Source organism: Clostridium kluyveri DSM 555 (assembly GCF_000016505.1).
Taxonomy (GTDB): domain Bacteria; phylum Bacillota; class Clostridia; order Clostridiales; family Clostridiaceae; genus Clostridium_B; species Clostridium_B kluyveri.
The window spans coordinates 729557-749290 of record NC_009706.1 but is presented as its reverse complement, the minus strand read 5'-3'; the positions used below and the strand labels follow the sequence as shown (position 1 = coordinate 749290).

Sequence of the window (19734 nt, the reverse complement as noted above, 5' to 3'; positions counted from 1 at the left end):
TAAAGGCACCAAGTATTAGAAGCAATACTTGGTGTTTTTAAATTGAATTTTAATGTATTTAAAATTCATCTAAGGGGGGTATTATAAGCTTAGACTGAAGTTCATTCTGCTTAAAATATCATAAGTTGACATTAACATATAATAAAGTTAAAATCAGTGATGAAACTAATAAAAGAAGGAGCGAAAAGGTAGTGGCAGACTTAAAAAAAGAGATAGAAAGAAGAAGGACATTTGCAATAATATCTCATCCTGATGCTGGTAAAACAACTCTTACTGAAAAATTGCTATTATACGGAGGTGCCATAAGACTTGCTGGTTCAGTTAAAGCCAGAAGAGCATCCAAACATGCAGTATCGGATTGGATGGATATAGAAAAACAAAGAGGTATTTCTGTAACTTCATCAGTAATGCAGTTTAACTATAATAATTATTGTATAAATATATTGGATACACCAGGCCACCAGGATTTTAGTGAGGATACATATAGAACTTTAATGGCAGCAGATAGCGCCGTTATGGTAATAGATGCTGCAAAAGGAGTAGAATCACAAACAAAAAAACTTTTTAATGTATGCAGCCTGAGGGGAATTCCCATATTTACATTTATAAATAAAATGGATAGAGAAAGCAAAGATCCTTTCGAATTAATGGAAGATTTAGAGGATGTACTGGGCATAAAATCTTATCCTATGAATTGGCCTATAGGATCTGGAAAAGACTTCAGAGGAGTATATGACAGAAAAAAAAGTTTAATAGAAATATTTAATGGGGGTAATCATGGTCAAACAGCAGTGGAATCCATGGAAGGTAATGTAGAAGACACTATATTCAAAGACCTACTTGGAGAAAATTTGCATGAAAAGCTCCGGGAAGACATAGATCTTTTAGATGTAGCTGGAGACGAATTTGATTTAGATAAAGTTAGAAGAGGTTCTCTTACCCCTGTATTTTTCGGTAGTGCCCTAACTAATTTTGGAGTGGAACCTTTTTTAGAAGAATTTTTAAACTTAACCACATCTCCTCTGCCAAGAGAATCAGATGCTGGAGAAATTGATCCCTTTGATTCTAAATTTTCAGCTTTTGTATTTAAAATACAAGCTAATATGAATCCATCTCATAGAGACAGAATTGCATTTATGAGAATATGTTCTGGTAAATTTAAAAAGGGAATGGAAGTATATCATATGCAGGGAGAAAATAAAGTTAAACTCTCTCAGCCCCAACAATTTTTAGCCCAGGATAGAGAGATTATTGAAGAAGCCTATGCAGGAGATATAATAGGGGTATTTGATCCAGGTATTTATAGCATAGGAGATACCTTGTGTTCTCCAAATAAAAAATTTAAATTTGAAAGTATTCCTACCTTTGCCCCTGAACATTTTGCAAGAGTTAAGACTGTAGATACCATGCGAAGAAAACAATTCATAAAAGGCATTAGTGAAATCTCCCAAGAAGGTGCCATTCAGGTATTTAAAGAACTTCATATAGGCATTGAAGAAATTATTATAGGAGTAGTTGGTATACTTCAACTGGAAGTATTGGAATATAGAATGAAAAATGAATACAATACAGATATAAAAATAGATATATTGCCTTACAAGTTTATACGGTGGATAGAACATTCTGATATAAATTTAGAAAATTTAATTTTAACAAGTGATACTAAAAAAGTAACGGATTTAAAAGGTAGAAATATCTTGATATTTCAAAGCGAGTGGTCTATCAGCTGGGCTTTAGATCATAATAAAAATATAAAATTATCTGATATAGGCATAATGGAATAAAGAATTATTTTATGCTCTTACCTAATAACACTGCAATTTATAAATTAAAATATCTTCCGTATAAAACATTTACATTTTGTATATAAACCACAAAGACTATATTTAAGTATAATTTTCAATATAAATAAATTTCTTTTTAAAATATGTTTAGAAATATTGAAACAATACGATAAGATAACTAGAGTTTTTGTGAATTATTAGTGCAATTAATTGTAATGAGGTGAAACACGTGTTATGGAAGAAAAAATTATTACAAGTTAGTGAATTAAAACCAGGAATGATATTGGCAAATGACGTTGTTTTTGAAAATAAGGTTCTTCTGGGCAAGGATATTGCTATTACGGAATCCTCCTTAACCCAACTAAAACGCAATTATATGATAGATAAAGTAGAAGTGTACTTAGAAGGTGACTCTATTGAACCTTTAACCTTTAAAACAAAAACTGTAGAAGAAGTTGAAAATACCTTTAATGAATTTTCTTCTAATTTAGAGGATATATTTGATAAAATATCTCACTTAAAAGTTAGCGAAATAGATGAAATAAGAACTTTTTCAAAAAAAATACAAGAGGAATTTAACTCAACAGGTATCGTTATCAGAAACATAATCTTCTATGGTAGCGGAAAGAACAATATTTATAGACATAGTGTAAATGTGGCAGCTATAAGCTTTATACTGGGTAAATGGGTTGGACTTAATGAAAGGGAAATAAACTTATTAACCTATTCTGCAGTACTGCATGATTTTGGCAAAATGAAACTGGATAAAAAAATACTTCTAAAAAAAACCAAGCTTACCTCTACAGAGTATGAAATCTTTAAAACTCACCCTGTAATAGGTTATAATTTTGTCAAGGAAATACCTTATTTAGACAGTTCTGTATCAAGAGGTATACTAATGCACCACGAAAGAATAGATGGTTCAGGATATCCACTGGGTATTAAAGGTGATAAAATTCACAAGTTCGCTAAGATAATAGCTATCGCAGATTTGTTTGATAGAGTAAATTCCAATACCTATTCTAAAAAGATCAATGGCCCCTTTGATGCATTAAAGGTAATTCAGGAAGAAAGTTTCCAAAAATTTGATCATGCATATTGCAGTATGTTTTTAAATCATGTAATAACTTACTTTATGGGTGAAAATGTTATGTTAAATAATAAACACTCTTTCAAAGTTATCCAAGTTCATATAAACGATTTGACAAAGCCTCTCTTACTGGGGGAAAATGGGTTTTTGGACTTGAAAAAAGAAAAGGATCTGTATGTTACAAAACTTATCACATAATAAATAGAGTTAAAGAATAAATTTATTTATCTTTAACTCTATACTTCTACATAATATAACTTATTGAAATTTCAAACTTATATCCAAGGCCTTTACAGAATGAGTAAGACTCCCCATAGATATTATATCTACTCCAGTAGACGCAATATCTGCCACATTATTCTCATTCACATTTCCCGAAGCCTCTAAAAAAACCCTTTTATCTACGAATTCTACTGCCTTTTTCATGTGTTCTACATCCATATTGTCCAGCATAATTACATCCACCTTTGCATCAAGGGCTTCTTTAAGCTGGTAAAAATTTTCTACTTCCACTTCGATTTTAGTAGTAAAGGGGATTTTACTTTTTATTCTTTCTACTGCTTCTTTTATAGAACCTACTGCCTTTATATGATTATCTTTAATCATTACAAAATCCGATAAATTCAGTCTGTGATTGTATCCTCCTCCCATTCTTACAGAATACTTATCTAAAATTCTGAATCCAGGAAGAGTTTTTCTTGTATCCACTATTTTAACATCATAATCTTTCACCAGTTGAACTATTTTAAAAGTCTTAGTAGCAATACCGCACATTCTCTGCAATATATTTAAAGCAACTCTTTCCCCTTTTAATATACTATTAGAACTACCTTCTATATAAGCTATAGTATCTCCCCTTTTTACCTCATGTCCATCTTTTAGATATTTTTTAAATACTATACTGCTATCTAAAATTTGAAATACTCTCTCAGCCACCTCTATACCAGCTATAATTCCATGCTCTTTCGCAATAAACTTCCCTTTTGAAATCTCTTGTCCATGAAATAAATTATCTGTAGTAACATCTCCATAATTTATATCTTCTATAAGACCATTTTTGATCAGTTCATCAATTATTAAATAATTCAAATCATATCACCTCAAATTTGACGTACTAAACTACGTTCAGAATATTCTTCCACATAATTACTTCCTATAGAAGCCTTACTATCTAAAATTGATGTGACAATAGCACCTGATACCTGATACATATTATAAACTTCCATGGAATATATGTCACTAAAATTACAATTCTCAATTTCATATAAAACATTATTTATATAATCTAATACTTTCTTAAGTTTATCTACACTTCTAACTATGCCCGCCGTATCTTCCATGAAATTTTTTAGATTTTCCTTTAATACAGAAAAATCAATTTTCATATGTTCAGTTTTAAATCCATTAAATAAAGTTTTTATACCTATTTTATTCATATCCTCATAGTCTAAATACTTTTTTTGTTTCATTCTACAAGATATATCTACTGCAGCCCTTTTTCCAAAAACCAATGCTTCCATGAGAGAATTGCTTGCCAGACGATTAGCCCCATGTACTCCTGTACAGGCACATTCTCCTACTGCATAAAAATTTTCAATATTAGTTCTTCCATATAAATCTACTTTTATTCCTCCCATAAAATAGTGTGCTGCAGGAGTCACAGGAATATAGTCCTTATTCATTTCAATTCCTTGACTTTTACACTCAGAATAAATGGTATTAAATCTACGTTTTAAGAAATTCTTATCATACATGGTTACATCCAAATAAACATAATCAGTTTTAGTTTTATCCATTTGATCCTTAATAGCTCTTGCTACAATATCTCTAGGTGCTAGCTCCATTCTATTATCATATTCGCCCATAAATCTTTCCTCGTTTATATTTCTAAGTACAGCTCCTTCTCCTCTTACTGCTTCTGATATTAAGAACAACTTATCTTTCACATCTTTAGAATAGAAAGCTGTTGGATGAAACTGTATATACTCCATATTGTCCAAATTTACGCCTGCTCTAAGTGCCATAGCAATGCCATCCCCTGTAAGTATATCTACATTTGTAGTCTTTGAAAATAATTGTCCAATTCCTCCTGACGCCACTACACAAAATTTAGTATTAAAATAAAAAAACTTGTCATTATGGTAGGCAGTTATACCTTTATATATCTTTTCACTATCAACCACATCCATAGCAAAAATATCAGTTATAACAGTTATATTGGAAGCCTCTTTAACATTTTTTATAAGTATATCCATTATTCCTTTTCCTGTAGAATCTCCATGTACATGAAGTATTCTTGGCATGGAATGATTTCCTTCTAAAGATCTGTAAAAATTGCCTAGAGAATCTCTGTCAAAATCCACTCCCAATTCCACTAGACTATCAATTGCTTCCTGCGACTCATTTATAAGCACATTAACCGCATCTAAATCATTTACATAACACCCTGCATTTATGGTATCTTTTACATGAAGCTCCCTATTGTCATTTTTTATACTGGCAGCAATTCCTCCTTGAGCCAAATAGGAATCACAATCCTCTATATCTTTCTTACTCAAAATTACTATTTTCAAATCCTTTGGCAGCATCAATGCGGTATATAATCCTGCTATTCCTGCTCCAATTATAGCCACATCAAAATTTTGGTCAATAACAAAACTTTCATTATAATCAACTAGATATCTTCTCAATTTATATCCCTACCTTATTAATATAAATTTATTCAATACTTATCATCTTTTCAAGAGAACCTAGAGCCTTTATTCTTACATTTTCTGGAACAAAAACTTCATACTGCATATTCATCAAAGAATTATATACGTCCACAAGTCTTGTCATTTTCATATTTTCACATACAAGTCTTGGACTAAGTAAATAAAATTGTTTTTCAGGACTATCCTTTTTCATCTTGTGCAGTACCCCTATCTCAGTACCTATGATAAATTCTTTGCTATCAGAATTTTTGGCATAATTGATTATAGCGGAAGTACTTCCCACAAAATCTGCATTTTCCCTTATTTCCTCCGAAACCTCTGGATGTACCAGCATTTCAGCCTCTGGATGTTCCTCTTGTGCCTTGATAACATCATCTACAGTTATCCTTGCATGAGTAATGCAATGCCCTGCCCAAGGTATGATTTCCTTGTCAGGAATCTGTTCTGCTACATATCCTGCCAAATTTTCATCTGGTACAAATAATATTTTATTGGATTTTGAATTCTGCACTACTTTCACTGCATTTGAAGAAGTACAGCTTACATCGCTTACAGCCTTAACTTCTGCAGAAGAATTTACATAACATATAACTTCGGCTTCTGGATGTTTTTTCTTTTCCATTTCCAGCTGCTCTTTGGTTATAGAATCTGCCAAAGGACATCCTGCATATTTTGACGGAATTAAAACCGTTTTATCTGGTGATAAAATTTTAGCACTTTCTGCCATGAATTTTACCCCACAAAAAACTATAACCTTGTTAGTAGTTTCTGCCGCTGCCCTGCTGAGTGCAAGAGAATCTCCTACAATGTCTGCTATATCTTGAACTTCTGGCAGTTGATAATTATGTGCCAATATACAGGCATCCCTTTCTATTTTTAGTCTGTTTATTTCATTTACCAAAAATAAATCATCCATTGTTTACACCTCTGAATCCATATTTTATACATATAACTAAGTAGCTAACTCTTAAAATAATTAAATATTTTAATTATAAGATTTACCGTTCTACTGTATATACATCAGTATATACTATTTTTTCTTTTTTAACAATACATACGATAAACATAAGAATGATAATATTATTATCCCTTGTATTCTAATATGTATACGGAAAATTTATTCTTGGTCTAATCATAAATCGAGTATACCGTCAGATTTATTAAATTTAATTGAATAAGTTATAAACAATTTATCCATATTATCCATAAAAACTAATTTTTGAACAAAAAACAAGCACCTAAATAAAGGTACTTATTTTTAATATATACAATAATTTTGGGATTAGGTATTGTATTAAAATTATACCATACTTTTGCAACATTTTCCATGAACTTTAAAATTGAGTCTATTCCTAAGTGATTTTGTAGAAAGCTCAAGTAACTATTTTCTATTTCTCCCCTTATATATTACATTTTTTTTTAAAATTTCAAGGGAATCAAAATACTTGTTAGATTTAACATGGGGAAATGCTTTAATAAGTCTCGTATAAAATCTATTTTTCTTTATAAGATTTATATACCTTCTTTTAAGTTCAATTGTTTCTTTAGAAAAATTTTCATATTTCTTTTTAAATTCAAGAGCTTCTTCTAATATATCTTCACCTAATTCATCTGACTTTTCTCTTATTTTAATTCCTATTTCTTGAATCTTTTGTAATGTTATATTAAGTTTCAATATAGTCTTAATAGAAGCTATTAAATCAATAATAAATAAAATTATAATAATTACAGCACAAATTTGCACTAAAATATATGGAATTAAATTAATTATACCTGAAATAACAGGATGAACAATTCTAACGAGAAAAATACAAGCAATACCCCAAGCAAGTGAAAATTTCAAACATATATATCCTTTGATATTAAAAGGCATATGTGAATAATCCCACCATTTATTATAAAACACTTTCTCAAGTATAAGCCCAGTTATATATTCAAGCAGGGAAGTTATAAAAACAGAACCTATAAATAACAAAAATAAATTATTTTTAAAAGGAGCAAGACAAATTATAATTATAACAGCTCCAAAACCATATATAGGACACACAGGGCCATTAAGAAATCCTCTATTTATAAATCTTCCCGTATTAACTGCTGCATAAACAACTTCAAGGCACCATCCTAAAAATCCATATATGGCAATATAAAGTACTATATCATAGAATAAAAATCCTAAAATCGTTAAATCACGCATAAATACTCCTTAAATATACAATACTAAAATATACTATAGTAAAATTAATATTATCTATAGTATATTTTAGATTAATTTTTATAGATTATACGCACTTTCAAATCCAGTTTCCATTGCATTTCGTATTCTTCCAGGCTTTTCAGCATCTCCTATTACCCTTACTGTATAAAAGTTTGACTTTATTTCATCTATAAGCTCTTTGTTTGGACTTGTCCCTAATGATATGATTATATAATCAAAATCATATTCTTTTATTTCTCCATGAGGAAGTATTTCAAATATCACTGTATTATTTCTTATGCTGATTAATTTATGATTTGTAATCATTTCTACATTGTGTTTTTTTAACCTTCCCTGAACATCTGTTAAATTTTGAAAAAATACGCCCTCACCTATGTTATCTCCCATCTCAAATACAGTTACATCATTATTCTTTGATGCTAAAAATTCTGCAGTTTCAAGTCCTGTCATTCCTGAACCTATTACTGCTACTTTTTTATTATAAATTTCTGTTTTCCCTGATAATACATCCACAATAGTGAATACATTTTTTCCATGAATACCATTTATGGACTCAGGAATTATAGGACTTGAGCCTTCTGCCACAAATACAGCATAAGGACTTAGTTTCTTAATTTCATCAATGGTAGGTATTTTATTAAGCCTTATTTCCACTCCCAACTTATGGACTTGTAATTGCAAATAATTTATAAGCCATGATATTTTTTCTTTCTTAGGAGGTTTATTTGCCAGATTAAGTTGACCACCTATCCTATCTGATTTCTCAAATATTATAGGTTTGAATTTTCTCATGGCAAGTACCCTTGCGGCTTCAAGTCCCGAAGGACCTGCTCCCAATATTACTACCACTCTTCCATCTCCATTTTTTTTCATATTACAATACTCAAATTCTTTTCCTGCCTGAATATTTATACTACACTCTACAGGATTACCTGTAGCTACTCCACTAAACAAGGTTTCTATACAGTGAAGGCAGGATATACATAACCTGGATTCATAAGCACGGTTTTCTCTTGCTTTATTAGACCATTCAGGGTCTGCAAAATGAAGTCTTGCAGAACCCACAAAATCTGTACGGCCTTCTCCTATTATTTTATCTGCATAAGCTGCTTCTCTAATCACTGCTGCTGATATTACAGGAATATTAATTGATTTCTTTATTTCTTCTGCAAGGTACAGCTTCCACCCTTGAGAAAAAGATATAGGTTCCCAGGATACATTCATGGTTTCATAAATACCTGCACTTACATCTATTGCATCAACCCCTATTTTCTCTAGATGTTTTGCAATTTTAATTCCATCTTTCAAAAGTATTCCATCTTCAACACCATTAGTTCTTAAAAATTCATCTACGGACAGCCTTGCTATAACCGGATAATCTTGTCCACATTTTTCTCTTATTCCTATAACTATTTCTTCAATAAATCTCATTCTATTTTCAAAGCTTCCACCGTATTTATCAGTTCTTTTATTTGTATAAGGACTTAAAAATTGATTGATCAAATATCCATGAGCACCGTGTATTTCAACCCCATCAATACCCGCTGCCCTAACTCTACAGGCGGCATTTATGAAATCCTGTACTAATCCTTCTGCTTCTTTTGTAGTCATTTCCCTTGTTTCCTGGTGTACCACATTACATTGAGTTCTACTTGGTGCCATCATTGGCTTGTTACCGTTTACCTCACAAAAACCCTGTCTTCCCGGATGGTGAAGCTGAATAAATATTTTGCCTCCATTTTCATGTACAGCATCAGCCAGCTTTTTAAGTCCAGGTATATATTTATCATGAGCAGCAGATAATTGCTGTCTGTCAGCTACTCCATTTTCATCATTTACCCTTGTTACCTCTGTGATTATAAGTCCAATGCCACCTTTTGCCCTTTCAACATAAAAGGCAATCATCTCATCTGATACAGTAGCATCCTTATTATTTAGGCAATTTTCCATAGGTGTCATTACTATTCTATTTTTTAATTCTAAACCTCCAATTTTACCTTTGGAAAATAAGTTTTTATATATACTTTGTTCCTCAGAATTTTTCATATCTTTCATTATATTTTTTACCATGTCTTGAATTTTATTCATATAAAGATCATCCATAAAATTATCTCCTTCATTAGATTAAGTAATTCAATTTTAAAAAATATTCTAACTAATTATATTTTACTATTTTGTCAGGCTTCTGTCTATATATACACCTTATATAAACAATTATTAAAAATCTATTATATAGTTAACTCCACAATGAACTTATTCTCTTCAAACTATATCACGCTAAATTCTCCTATTAAATCTATGATTTTTGCCATGGTAAAGATTATTTGTCTATACTTAAATTTGAAGGAATAAAAGACTATTTTAGTTAAAACAAGAATATTAATAAAAAAGCACGTATTTATTGAGAGGATTTTATGAGAAAAAATAATTTTTATAAGTTTCAATCCAATAGACACTTAAGAACTAAAATAATTACAATAATAATTATAGTCATTGTAATATGGTTTGCAATAACCATTCTTCCACATTTTTTTAGAAATACTTATGTAGTAACCATTGCAAGTAAACAAATAAAAAGTCAGAATAATAAAGATATACGGTATATTATATATACTCAAATGGAAGATGGCACTATCAAGGCCTTTAAAAATGATAACAGCATACTAGAATTTAAATTTAATTCTGAAGATCTGTACAGGGGACTTATGATAAGAAGAAAATATGAAATTAAAACTTATGGATTTAGAATAATTCCTTTAGCATCTTATGAAAATATTATAACAGCTAAACAGACAAAATGAATTCTTGAAAAAGGGCACTAAATATAGTGTCTTTTTCCATTAAAATTACTTATCTAATGACTTTTCCCCACATACTTTAAAATCATATCCCATGTATAATAATGTTGAACTATTGTTTACTTTTTGATATTATAAATTTATTCTATCTGAACCTAAGAATCACTTTATAAATAAATTGAAGAGAGTAGGGATGATTGAATTGAACAGAAACCGTAAAACCACAAAACAAGAATTAATATATGTGGGCGCATATTTTTTATTTCTCTTAGTCTTTTGGAGTATATCAAGATTAATATTATCGCCTGCATTAGAAAAAACTTTACCTAACACCTCCCTTTCCTATGCATTATGCGAGGCAATTTTAAAAGGAGTTATTTGGATAGTTCCTGTATATGTTATTTTAAAATTGCAAAAACTTAATCCAATTTCATTCTTAAAATTAAATTCCAATATAATGAAAGGAATATCTTTTGGACTATTATTAGGTATTGCATTCTTAGTTATAAATATCGTAAAGACAAAAAATTTCAACATACATATTACCTACTCAGATTTTATAAATACATTTCTGGTAGTAGGTATCATTGAAGAAATAGCCTTCAGAGGATATATCATGCAAAAATTCAAATTATATGTGGGATTCATTGGTTCAAATATAATAACTAGTTTAATGTTTGCAATGATACATATACCTATATCTATAAATAATCATAATATAGATCCATTATACTTTGTACAAGTAGGAATTTTATCATTAATTTTTGGGTATTTTTTTGAAGAAACTGATTCCTTAATATGCCCGATTGTAATACATAGTTTATGGGATTTAAGTATGATATTAACACAAATATCATAGCTTACTTTTTTATCACATACTATTTCCTATTAGATAATTCATAGAAAAAAGACGCCTATATGGGCATCTTTTTTCTTGTCTAAATCATTTAATACCTAAATACACATCATATATCATTTATAGGAGATTTATATTTTTATGGGTTTATTTAAAACCATCTCTTACATATACTATATTACTATTTTAATAAAAAATCAATATATTTTTATTAATTTTATAATTTTAATATAACTTAATTGAAAAAATAGGATTATTTTGTGCTTTTGAACATACAATTATAATATTTTTATATAGACTTCTTTTTTAAGTAAGTATTCATTTTCCTTAACAGTTAAGAGCAATTTCATTGGCACTCCAGATTGCATTCATTATATTTGCACTCTCATTTGCATCACCTACAAGATATAAATCTGCTACCTTATCTCTCAGTTTATTATACAGTTCCCTATCCGCTTTAAATCCAACAGCAATTACAACGGTATCTGCATCTATATTTTGCTTTTTAAATTTATTATCAATTAAAATAGCTCCTCTATCAGTTACCTCAAGTAAAGAAGTTTCTGTAATAATATTTACTCCACTATTTTTAAGGAGATCAATAAGCATAATCTTATTCATATGAGGAACTGGTTTGCCGGCATTTAATATGGTATCTCTTGCCTCGATAATTGTAACCTTTTTACCCTGTTTTGCAAGATAAAGGGCCGTTTCACATCCTGCTAGTCCGCCGCCTACCATAAGTACATTTTCTCCTACTTGTTTACTACCTTTTAAAACCTCAATTACCGTTGCAACCTTATCCTTTTCTATCCCAGGCAAATTCAATTTGATTTCTTTAGCACCTGTGGCTATGATGACTACATCTGGTTTTTCCTTTTCTACAACTTCTTCTGTTACATTTGTATCTAAAACCAATTTAACTTTAAGTTCTTTCATTTCATTCCTGTACCAATCAAGCAATCTTCTGTCATCTATTTTGAAATCAGGAACTGAAGCCGGAATAACCTGCCCTCCAAGTTCCTTTGTGCCTTCATACATAGAAACTTTATGACCTCTCATAGCTGTTATTCTAGCTGCTTCCATTCCTGCCACTCCTCCACCTACAATCATAACTTTTTTAGGTGCAGCTGCTGGCTTCACTTCATAGTATCTCTCTCTTCCCGCTGCAGGATTTACTGTACAACTTAGTGGCCTTCCTTCAAATCCTCTTCCCATACATCCAGTATGGCATCCAATACAAGGTCTTATTCTATCAATTTGCCCTGTAAAAACCTTCTTAGGCCAATAGGCATCACATAAAAGTGGTCTTCCAAGCGTAACCATATCTGCAGCTTCATCCTCAAGAGCTCCTTCTGCAACATCAGGCATACCCATTTTTCCTGCAACCATAACAGGTATTTTCACAACTTTTTTAAGTTCTTTAGTATATGGAAGATATAATCCATCTTTTTGATACAGAGGTGGATGTGCCCAATACCAGGCATCGTAAGTTCCTAAATCCGCATTAAATGCATCATATCCTGCTGCTTCAAGAATTTTTGCCGCTTCAAGGCCTTCTTCTAAATCACGGCCCTTTTCTACATAGTCTTCCTCTGCAAGTCCTCCCTGTCCCCAGTCTTTTATGCAGCTTTTCACACTATATCTCAATCCTACAGGAAAATTACTTCCTACTTCAGTCTTTATTGCCTCAACTATTTCTATAGGAAGTTGAAGTCTTCCCCTTAAATCTCCCCCATATTTATCTGTTCTTCTATTAAATATTGACAATGTAAATTGATCAAGTAAGTATCCTTCATGTACTGCATGTATTTCAACACCATCGAATCCTGCCTTGTGGGCAATCTTAGCACCCTCTGCAAACTTTTCAACTATCCATTCTACCTCTGAGGTTGTAAGTTCCCTACAGGTAACAGTTGGATCCCAGTAATTCGGAACAGCTGATGCCGAAACAGGTTGTGAGGTTAGAAGTCCCCCCGGGGCACCACTTCTCCCAAATCCCATTGACAATTGTAGAAATATTTTTGAACCATAAGCATGAACTCTCTCTGTCATTTCTGAAGATGTCATAATAAATTTTGCAGGATTTATTGAAGTAATGGGCAGTACTCCTGTTAAAACCTTATCCAATTCATTTTCTACTTTTACTACACTAGTTATAATAAGTCCTGTACCGCCCTTAGCTCTTTCCACATAATAATCAACAGCCCTTTGATTGAAACAACATTCATTATCTACAAGTCCAAAAGCGCCCATAGGGGCCATTGCTATTTTGTTTTTTACTTCCATATTACCTATTTTAATAGGTTCAAATAAAGATTTGTTTTTCATAATAACTACCTCCTGTATATCTTGATTTTAAACAATCGTAAAGCTTTACAGCTGTTAGTTTACCTGTGTCTAAGGATTATCAATATTTTCCCTCTCTTTAGCTTAAATATACTCCAGTATATTATTTGTAAAACTACTTATATTATTAATAAAAATCCTCTATGGAAATCTTATCCTAAGTTTTAACTTTATTATATAACGCATAGTCACATATGTCAATTATTTTTCTGATTATTTAAGATATAAAATATATTACAAATATATTTTATATTTGTAATAGTCTAAATAATTTTCCCGACTTAAAAATTCAACTGACCTATTATCAATTACCTCATTAACATTTCATATTATCAAAAATTAGAAAAGACAGTTATTCTATCATAAAAATCTGTGTTTTAGATATTTTTTCACTAATAAATCCTTTTTAACTATGTCAATTAAAGGTATTTCATTATCAATAAATTCTTTAATTGAACATTTTAAAACCCTAATAGCTTCTCCTGTGAAAAATCTAATTCCAAAATATTCACATTCACATATTAGCGGTATTTTTTTACTTTTAATAACACTACCACAAATATTTCAAAAGGAATTATCTGAGCTGCAGTAAAATATAATGTCAACACATCCATCGGGAATTACCAGGATAAAATTCTCCACACTTTCAGTAACTTTGAATTGATAAAATACAGATATAGTTTTATTCAATACATCATTTTTATCTAATTTCACCTCCATATAGTTTTCACACTTAATCTCAAATCCTAGCTGTAAAGGTAAGTAGTTATATTCAAATAATCTGGTATTTTCACTTATGTTCTTTTTCATAACTAAATACACTTCTCTTTTACATAAGATTTTACGGCAAAATAGCTAAGTGGTATTTTTAGTATTATTTTATTAATAAAATAATACTTTTAATAAGCAAATGTCAATAAAATATCAAAAACATATTCATTATGTTTAAGATAACTCTTATAATATTGTTACAATTTAAATAAAAATACTCATAGATTATACAAATCCATGAGCAGCATAACTTACTTTATATTTAATTTACAAATATCATAAGCCCATTTTCTAGCCTTTTCTACATTTTCTTCTCTATCATTTTTAAGAGGATCTTTAAATTCAATTTGCCCTAAAAATTCATTTCCCTGAAGTTTATCTTTCATATTTTCAAAAGTTTTTCCATTAGCTCCTCCATTACAACTAAATAATGCTATCTTTTTATTCTTTAAATTTGTGCTCTCAAGAAAACTTCTTACAGCAGGAGCAAAAGTCCATGCCCAAACCGGAGTTCCTATAAATAAAATATCATAATTTTCAACATTTATATCATAGGGTATAAGTTCCGGTTTCTCTTTAATTACAGACTGTTTTCCTCCTATTAAATACTTCATCTTGCTGTGGGAATCTATATCCTTTTTAGGCTTTATCTCTAAAATATCTGATGACAATTTTTCTGAAATAGTCTCAGCTATCAGTTTTGTATTTCCTTCAAGAGAATAGTATACAACTAAAATTTTACTTTCCATAAACATATCACCTCATACTTTAAATTTTATTCTATATTTACATTTTTCACATAAGGTATTCTCAAAATATTTACCATAATATCTTTCCTTTGACTTTGATTTACACTATACATTCTAAACATGATTTTAGCTTCAGAGTCCTTATTATTTTTATTGTAATGTCTATTAACTTGAATGTTAGATATTCTTACTTTAGAATTTTTCAATATATCAAGTACCGGATCAATTCCATCTAGAGATAAGACTACTTTGCCTAAACAATGAGCAGAATTTTTTTGTACTCTATTAAATATTTCAAGTCCTATTACTATAAATATAGTAGCCCCTATACCAGGTATATACATACCCGCTCCAATGGCTATGCCAATTCCAGCAGTAGCCCATAGTCCCGCAGCAGTAGTCAGTCCTCTTACAAATTGATGTTCCACAATTATGGTACCAGCTCCAAGAAAACCAACTCCACTTACCACCTGGGCCGCTATTCTACTCGGATCAATAGAAACAGAAGGGATTTCTAAAAAATCCTGAAAGCCATATTTAGATACCAGCATAATGAGTGCACTTCCCACAGCTACAACAAAGTGAGTTCTGAGGCCTGCCTGCTTAAAACGACTTCTTCTTTCAAATCCAATTAAAGCTCCAAGTACTCCAGAAAGTATCAATTTGAACATCATTTCCCACTGATCCATAGTTATCCTCCTATCATAATATTATAGATTTTATTATAATATATATTTTCGCTAAAATATATATATTTATGGAAATAACTTGAATATATACATTCCTGTTTAAAATCAGAATTTCATGTCTACTTCCCTTCCTTGCAATATTTTAATAATTGTATGAAAAAAACCATCAATAAAATATTATGATACATGATATATTTCATTTTTTGAAAAAATATTATATAATTATGAAATGTACAAAATAAAATATACTAGTTTTTACTGACATTAAAATTATGGATCACTAAAGACTAAAGGGAGGACTTCTTTTATGGATCTTTTTAAAAAAAAGTCTCTAGATCAATTAAGAGATAGTGTTAAAAAGACAAACTTACAAAAAAATCTCAGAGCAAAAGATATAGCTGCATTAGGCATAGGGGCTGTAGTAGGTGTAGGTATATTCGTTGCCACAGGCGAGGGAGCACACTCTGCAGGACCTGGAATTATACTCTCATTTATATTATCTGGAATAGTGGCTTGTCTATGCGGACTATGTTATTGTGAACTTGCCACTATGTTTCCTGTAGCGGGAAGTACATATTCTTATGCTTATATTGCTTTTGGAGAATTTACTGCTATGATAATAGGTTGGTGTTTAACTGCAGAATATCTAGTTGCAGTCAGCGCAGTAGCCTCAGGATGGTCAGGAACCTTTAGAGGAGTTCTAACCTCTGCAGGAATTACGCTTCCTAAAGCCATAGCTGCGTCACCAAGTAACGGTGGAATAATCGACGTACCTGCAGTTGCCATAATATTAATTTTAACAGCACTTCTTTGTTATGGCATGCAGCAAAGCTCCAAGATAAATAATATTATTGTAGGAATAAAAATACTTATAATTCTTTTATTCATTTTTTTAGGAGCATCGCATATAAATGTGTCTAACTATAAACCTTTTATGCCTTATGGCTGGAAAGGAGTTTTCACCGGTGCAAGTATGGTGTTCTTCTCTTTTATAGGATTTGATGCCATTTCCACATCTGCAGAAGAAGCAGTAGATCCTAAAAAGGATGTATCCAGAGGAATAATATTATGTCTTATAGTAGTTTGTATACTTTATGTTCTGGTAGCTGTAGTTCTTACAGGAATAGTTCCTTATAAAGAAATAGTTTCAGATAATGCAGTACCTGATGCCCTTGGAAGGATAGGAATTAACTGGGGTTCAGCATTAGTTGGAGTTGGTGCTATTGTAGGAATGGTTTCTGTAATGCTTACAATGCTTTATGGACAGGTTAGAATATTCATGGTTATGTCAAGAGATGGATTGATGCCTAAAATTTTTTCTAAAATCAACAAAGTTCATAATACTCCAGTTAAAGCAACTATAATAACAGGGATTATAGCTTCTATTATAGCAGGTATATTACCACTTAGAATAATAGTTGAATTTTTAAGTATAGGAACTTTATTAAGCTTTATAATTGTATCTATGGGAGTTATCTATTTAAGAAAATCCATGCCAGATATTGAAAGAAAATTCAAATGTCCAGGTGTACCATTTACACCTATAATAACAGTATTATGCTGCTTGCTACTTTTAATATCAATGCGAAAAATAACCTGGATTGGCTTCCTCATCTGGTTGTGTCTGGGACTTATAGTCTATTTTATCTACGGAAGAACTCATAGTACAGTTCAAAATGAAAATAATGGACAGTGAAATTGCAGAAATAAATAAAGATAAAAATGGCGTTGTAACCTCAACTTTATTAAATAATTTAGTTCACAGATTTAAAATCTTAATAAAAAACAAAATGGTCTAGTCCTGCCTTTAAATAGGACTAGACTATCTCGTTTCATATAAAAATTTATAAACCGTAGTCAATATTAATTTAGGTAATATATTAAAAGAATAAGGTTTATATACTCTTTCCGTCCATTTATGTGCATCTTTACCATAACATCCATAATTAACCGAGGGTATATTCAATTTCTTTATTTTATCTACAGGTATGTTATACATTTCCTCCCAATTGGGGAAATTGTCCATTAAATTTTTCAAAGAATTAAGATCATCATCTATCTTTAAGTAACTGCTATCTGATAAACTGGGAAAAAACTGCAGCATTTTGAATTCTTCACTACTTTCCTTGGAGATTTTATCTATACATTCCTCTATCTTTTTTATAACATTACGTTCATTCTTATCTTTAATTTTCAAGGTATTATGTGGACAATAGGGTGGAGCGAAAAATATTACAATGGAAGGCTCTCTATTACTGCTTAGCTTCCAAAGTTTCTCTACTATATTAAGACAAATTTCCCTTCTATCAATACCCTTTTTGGTTAAAGTTTTAGTTAAATTGCTTATTTCCTCATCTACTTTACATCCATGCCTACTTTTTACTTTCCCATATAATTCTTTATAAGTAATTACATTACTTTTCCACGGTAAAGGACTATATTTTTCCTTTGTTAATTTGCAAAACTTTTCATATTCTGTATTAACCTTAGAAATAATTTCACCAAAGGATTTTTCTGCTATGTTTTTTAAATTATTTATTACTTTATTCACAGAAGAGTTGTGTACAAAATAATTAAAATAAATAAATGTAGTAAAAGGAGTCTGTACATCATATCTTTCTTTTAAATCTTTATATTTTAAAACGGAAGGTGGAAGAGTATACTCTCCTCTATATTCATCACACAACTCTGTATTTAAATCTATATTTTTTATTAATTCTGCCCCTATCAAATTAGAATTTAGTCCTTCGAAATATTGTCCTACATGAGTTTCTTTTCCCACAATATAAAAGCATGGAAGAAGTTTACCCACTGCACCAGCATAAACATACCTGGTATTGTCCCCTGGATATAAAGGACAAATATAGTCATTGTTTATAGCCAAATTATATTCCAAACCGTATTTTTCTTTTAAATAATTCAAAGTATCCAAAGATTCTATAATGCCCGTATGTTGATTTTCCTCTACAGGATTTGCCATGAACAAAATATTCCCACTAAAATTCTTAATATTTTTGCTCAGCTCTTTAAGAATCACAAGATGAACAGCCACTCCACTTTTCATATCTGCAGCTCCCCTGCCAAATGTCCAATCTCCGCTATGTAAATCATTTTTTATTTCTTTTGGTAAATCTAGTTCCTTCAATTTTTCATTCAGACTTTTACTGTCAAAAGCATATTCTGCCAGTCCTCCAAAATTTTCTATGCCTACAGTATCTACATGCCCATGTAAAATTACAGTTTTATTTGAAGAGCCTCCTTCTCCTCTTAATAACGCAAAAACATTAACTCTTTTATACGCATCTTGATTAAGAGAAACTTGAAAAGTATATTCTTTATGTTCTTTAAAATATTCCATATTGTTTATATACTCGCTTATTCTATTACATATATTTCTTTCTCCTATGGAATTATTAATACTTGGTATATTAATCAATTCCAAAGTTAACTTTTCTATTTCCTCAAATAAATCCTCCAATTAAAAACCTCCTTACTTTTAAAACATTTGTATTTATATACACATCTTTAAACAAATTTTCTTTTAAATATAGGGCTAATTTAAAGATCCAAATGAACTTTTAAAATTTTATTATAGTATTTACTCCAGCATTCTTTTACTAACATTTGTAATATGCCACTTCTATTATATGAAGCTTTTTGTGTCAAAGAAATCTTATCCCCTATCTTAGGCAATATATTCATTTTGGCCTCCTTAAATA

At 30.5% G+C, this 19734-nt stretch carries 16 protein-coding genes; 5 read left to right on the top strand and 11 right to left on the bottom strand.

The window, feature by feature from the left end; translation table 11 throughout:
- The first annotated feature begins 191 nt into the window (after window positions 1-191).
- Window positions 192-1784 (top strand): peptide chain release factor 3, encoded by a 1593-nt coding sequence (locus tag CKL_RS03695; RefSeq protein ID WP_011989320.1) that lies wholly within the window; start codon window positions 192-194, stop codon window positions 1782-1784.
- A 229-nt stretch (window positions 1785-2013) separates the two neighbouring features.
- Window positions 2014-3072 carry an HD-GYP domain-containing protein gene (locus tag CKL_RS03690; protein WP_011989319.1) on the top strand — a complete coding sequence of 353 codons (1059 nt, stop codon included), beginning with the start codon at window positions 2014-2016 and terminating at the stop codon, window positions 3070-3072.
- 60 nt (window positions 3073-3132) lie between these two features.
- Here the strand turns inward: CKL_RS03690 and nadC are convergent, their stop codons facing one another.
- From nadC to CKL_RS03665, 5 genes are all read right to left on the bottom strand, one after another.
- Complete coding sequence (gene nadC / locus CKL_RS03685) at window positions 3133-3963, bottom strand: carboxylating nicotinate-nucleotide diphosphorylase (RefSeq protein WP_011989318.1); 831 nt, start codon at window positions 3961-3963, stop codon at window positions 3133-3135.
- Window positions 3964-3974: 11 nt separating this feature from the next.
- Entirely contained in the window at window positions 3975-5564 is a 1590-nt protein-coding gene (gene nadB, locus CKL_RS03680; protein ID WP_011989317.1) for an L-aspartate oxidase, read from the bottom strand.
- Window positions 5565-5592: 28 nt separating this feature from the next.
- The gene (gene nadA / locus CKL_RS03675; RefSeq protein WP_011989316.1) at window positions 5593-6504 is read right to left on the bottom strand and encodes a quinolinate synthase NadA; all 912 of its coding nucleotides are present in this window, start codon (window positions 6502-6504) and stop codon (window positions 5593-5595) included.
- A gap of 465 nt (window positions 6505-6969) precedes the next feature.
- Window positions 6970-7782, bottom strand: coding sequence for a putative ABC transporter permease (locus tag CKL_RS03670; protein WP_011989315.1), 813 nt, complete (start codon window positions 7780-7782; stop codon window positions 6970-6972).
- 78 nt (window positions 7783-7860) lie between these two features.
- Window positions 7861-9906 carry an oxidoreductase gene (locus CKL_RS03665; RefSeq protein ID WP_011989314.1) on the bottom strand — a complete coding sequence of 682 codons (2046 nt, stop codon included), beginning with the start codon at window positions 9904-9906 and terminating at the stop codon, window positions 7861-7863.
- A gap of 311 nt (window positions 9907-10217) precedes the next feature.
- Between CKL_RS03665 and CKL_RS03660 the strand changes: the two genes are divergently transcribed.
- Together CKL_RS03660 and CKL_RS03655 are read left to right on the top strand one after the other, a co-directional pair.
- Window positions 10218-10604 carry a DUF1523 family protein gene (locus tag CKL_RS03660; protein ID WP_011989313.1) on the top strand — a complete coding sequence of 129 codons (387 nt, stop codon included), beginning with the start codon at window positions 10218-10220 and terminating at the stop codon, window positions 10602-10604.
- A 190-nt stretch (window positions 10605-10794) separates the two neighbouring features.
- Entirely contained in the window at window positions 10795-11460 is a 666-nt protein-coding gene (locus tag CKL_RS03655) for a CPBP family intramembrane glutamic endopeptidase (RefSeq protein WP_011989312.1), read from the top strand.
- A 324-nt stretch (window positions 11461-11784) separates the two neighbouring features.
- On the opposite strand, the gene CKL_RS03650 is transcribed toward CKL_RS03655, so the two are convergent.
- The 4 genes from CKL_RS03650 to CKL_RS03635 form a co-directional block, all read right to left on the bottom strand.
- Window positions 11785-13788: an oxidoreductase gene (locus tag CKL_RS03650; protein ID WP_011989311.1), complete on the bottom strand. Its 2004-nt coding sequence runs from the start codon at window positions 13786-13788 to the stop codon at window positions 11785-11787.
- 582 nt (window positions 13789-14370) lie between these two features.
- Window positions 14371-14616 carry a hypothetical protein gene (locus CKL_RS03645; RefSeq protein WP_011989310.1) on the bottom strand — a complete coding sequence of 82 codons (246 nt, stop codon included), beginning with the start codon at window positions 14614-14616 and terminating at the stop codon, window positions 14371-14373.
- A gap of 212 nt (window positions 14617-14828) precedes the next feature.
- The gene (locus CKL_RS03640) at window positions 14829-15326 is read right to left on the bottom strand and encodes a flavodoxin family protein (protein WP_011989309.1); all 498 of its coding nucleotides are present in this window, start codon (window positions 15324-15326) and stop codon (window positions 14829-14831) included.
- Window positions 15327-15352: 26 nt separating this feature from the next.
- On the bottom strand, window positions 15353-16015 hold the full coding sequence (locus CKL_RS03635) for an MgtC/SapB family protein (RefSeq protein WP_011989308.1): 663 nt from the start codon (window positions 16013-16015) through the stop codon (window positions 15353-15355).
- A 307-nt stretch (window positions 16016-16322) separates the two neighbouring features.
- Between CKL_RS03635 and CKL_RS03630 the strand changes: the two genes are divergently transcribed.
- Complete coding sequence (locus CKL_RS03630; protein ID WP_011989307.1) at window positions 16323-17711, top strand: APC family permease; 1389 nt, start codon at window positions 16323-16325, stop codon at window positions 17709-17711.
- 126 nt (window positions 17712-17837) lie between these two features.
- On the opposite strand, the gene CKL_RS03625 is transcribed toward CKL_RS03630, so the two are convergent.
- Window positions 17838-19493 (bottom strand): M20/M25/M40 family metallo-hydrolase, encoded by a 1656-nt coding sequence (locus tag CKL_RS03625; RefSeq protein WP_011989306.1) that lies wholly within the window; start codon window positions 19491-19493, stop codon window positions 17838-17840.
- An 80-nt stretch (window positions 19494-19573) separates the two neighbouring features.
- Window positions 19574-19717: a hypothetical protein gene (locus CKL_RS20595; RefSeq protein WP_011989305.1), complete on the bottom strand. Its 144-nt coding sequence runs from the start codon at window positions 19715-19717 to the stop codon at window positions 19574-19576.
- Between the last annotated feature and the right edge of the window lie 17 nt (window positions 19718-19734).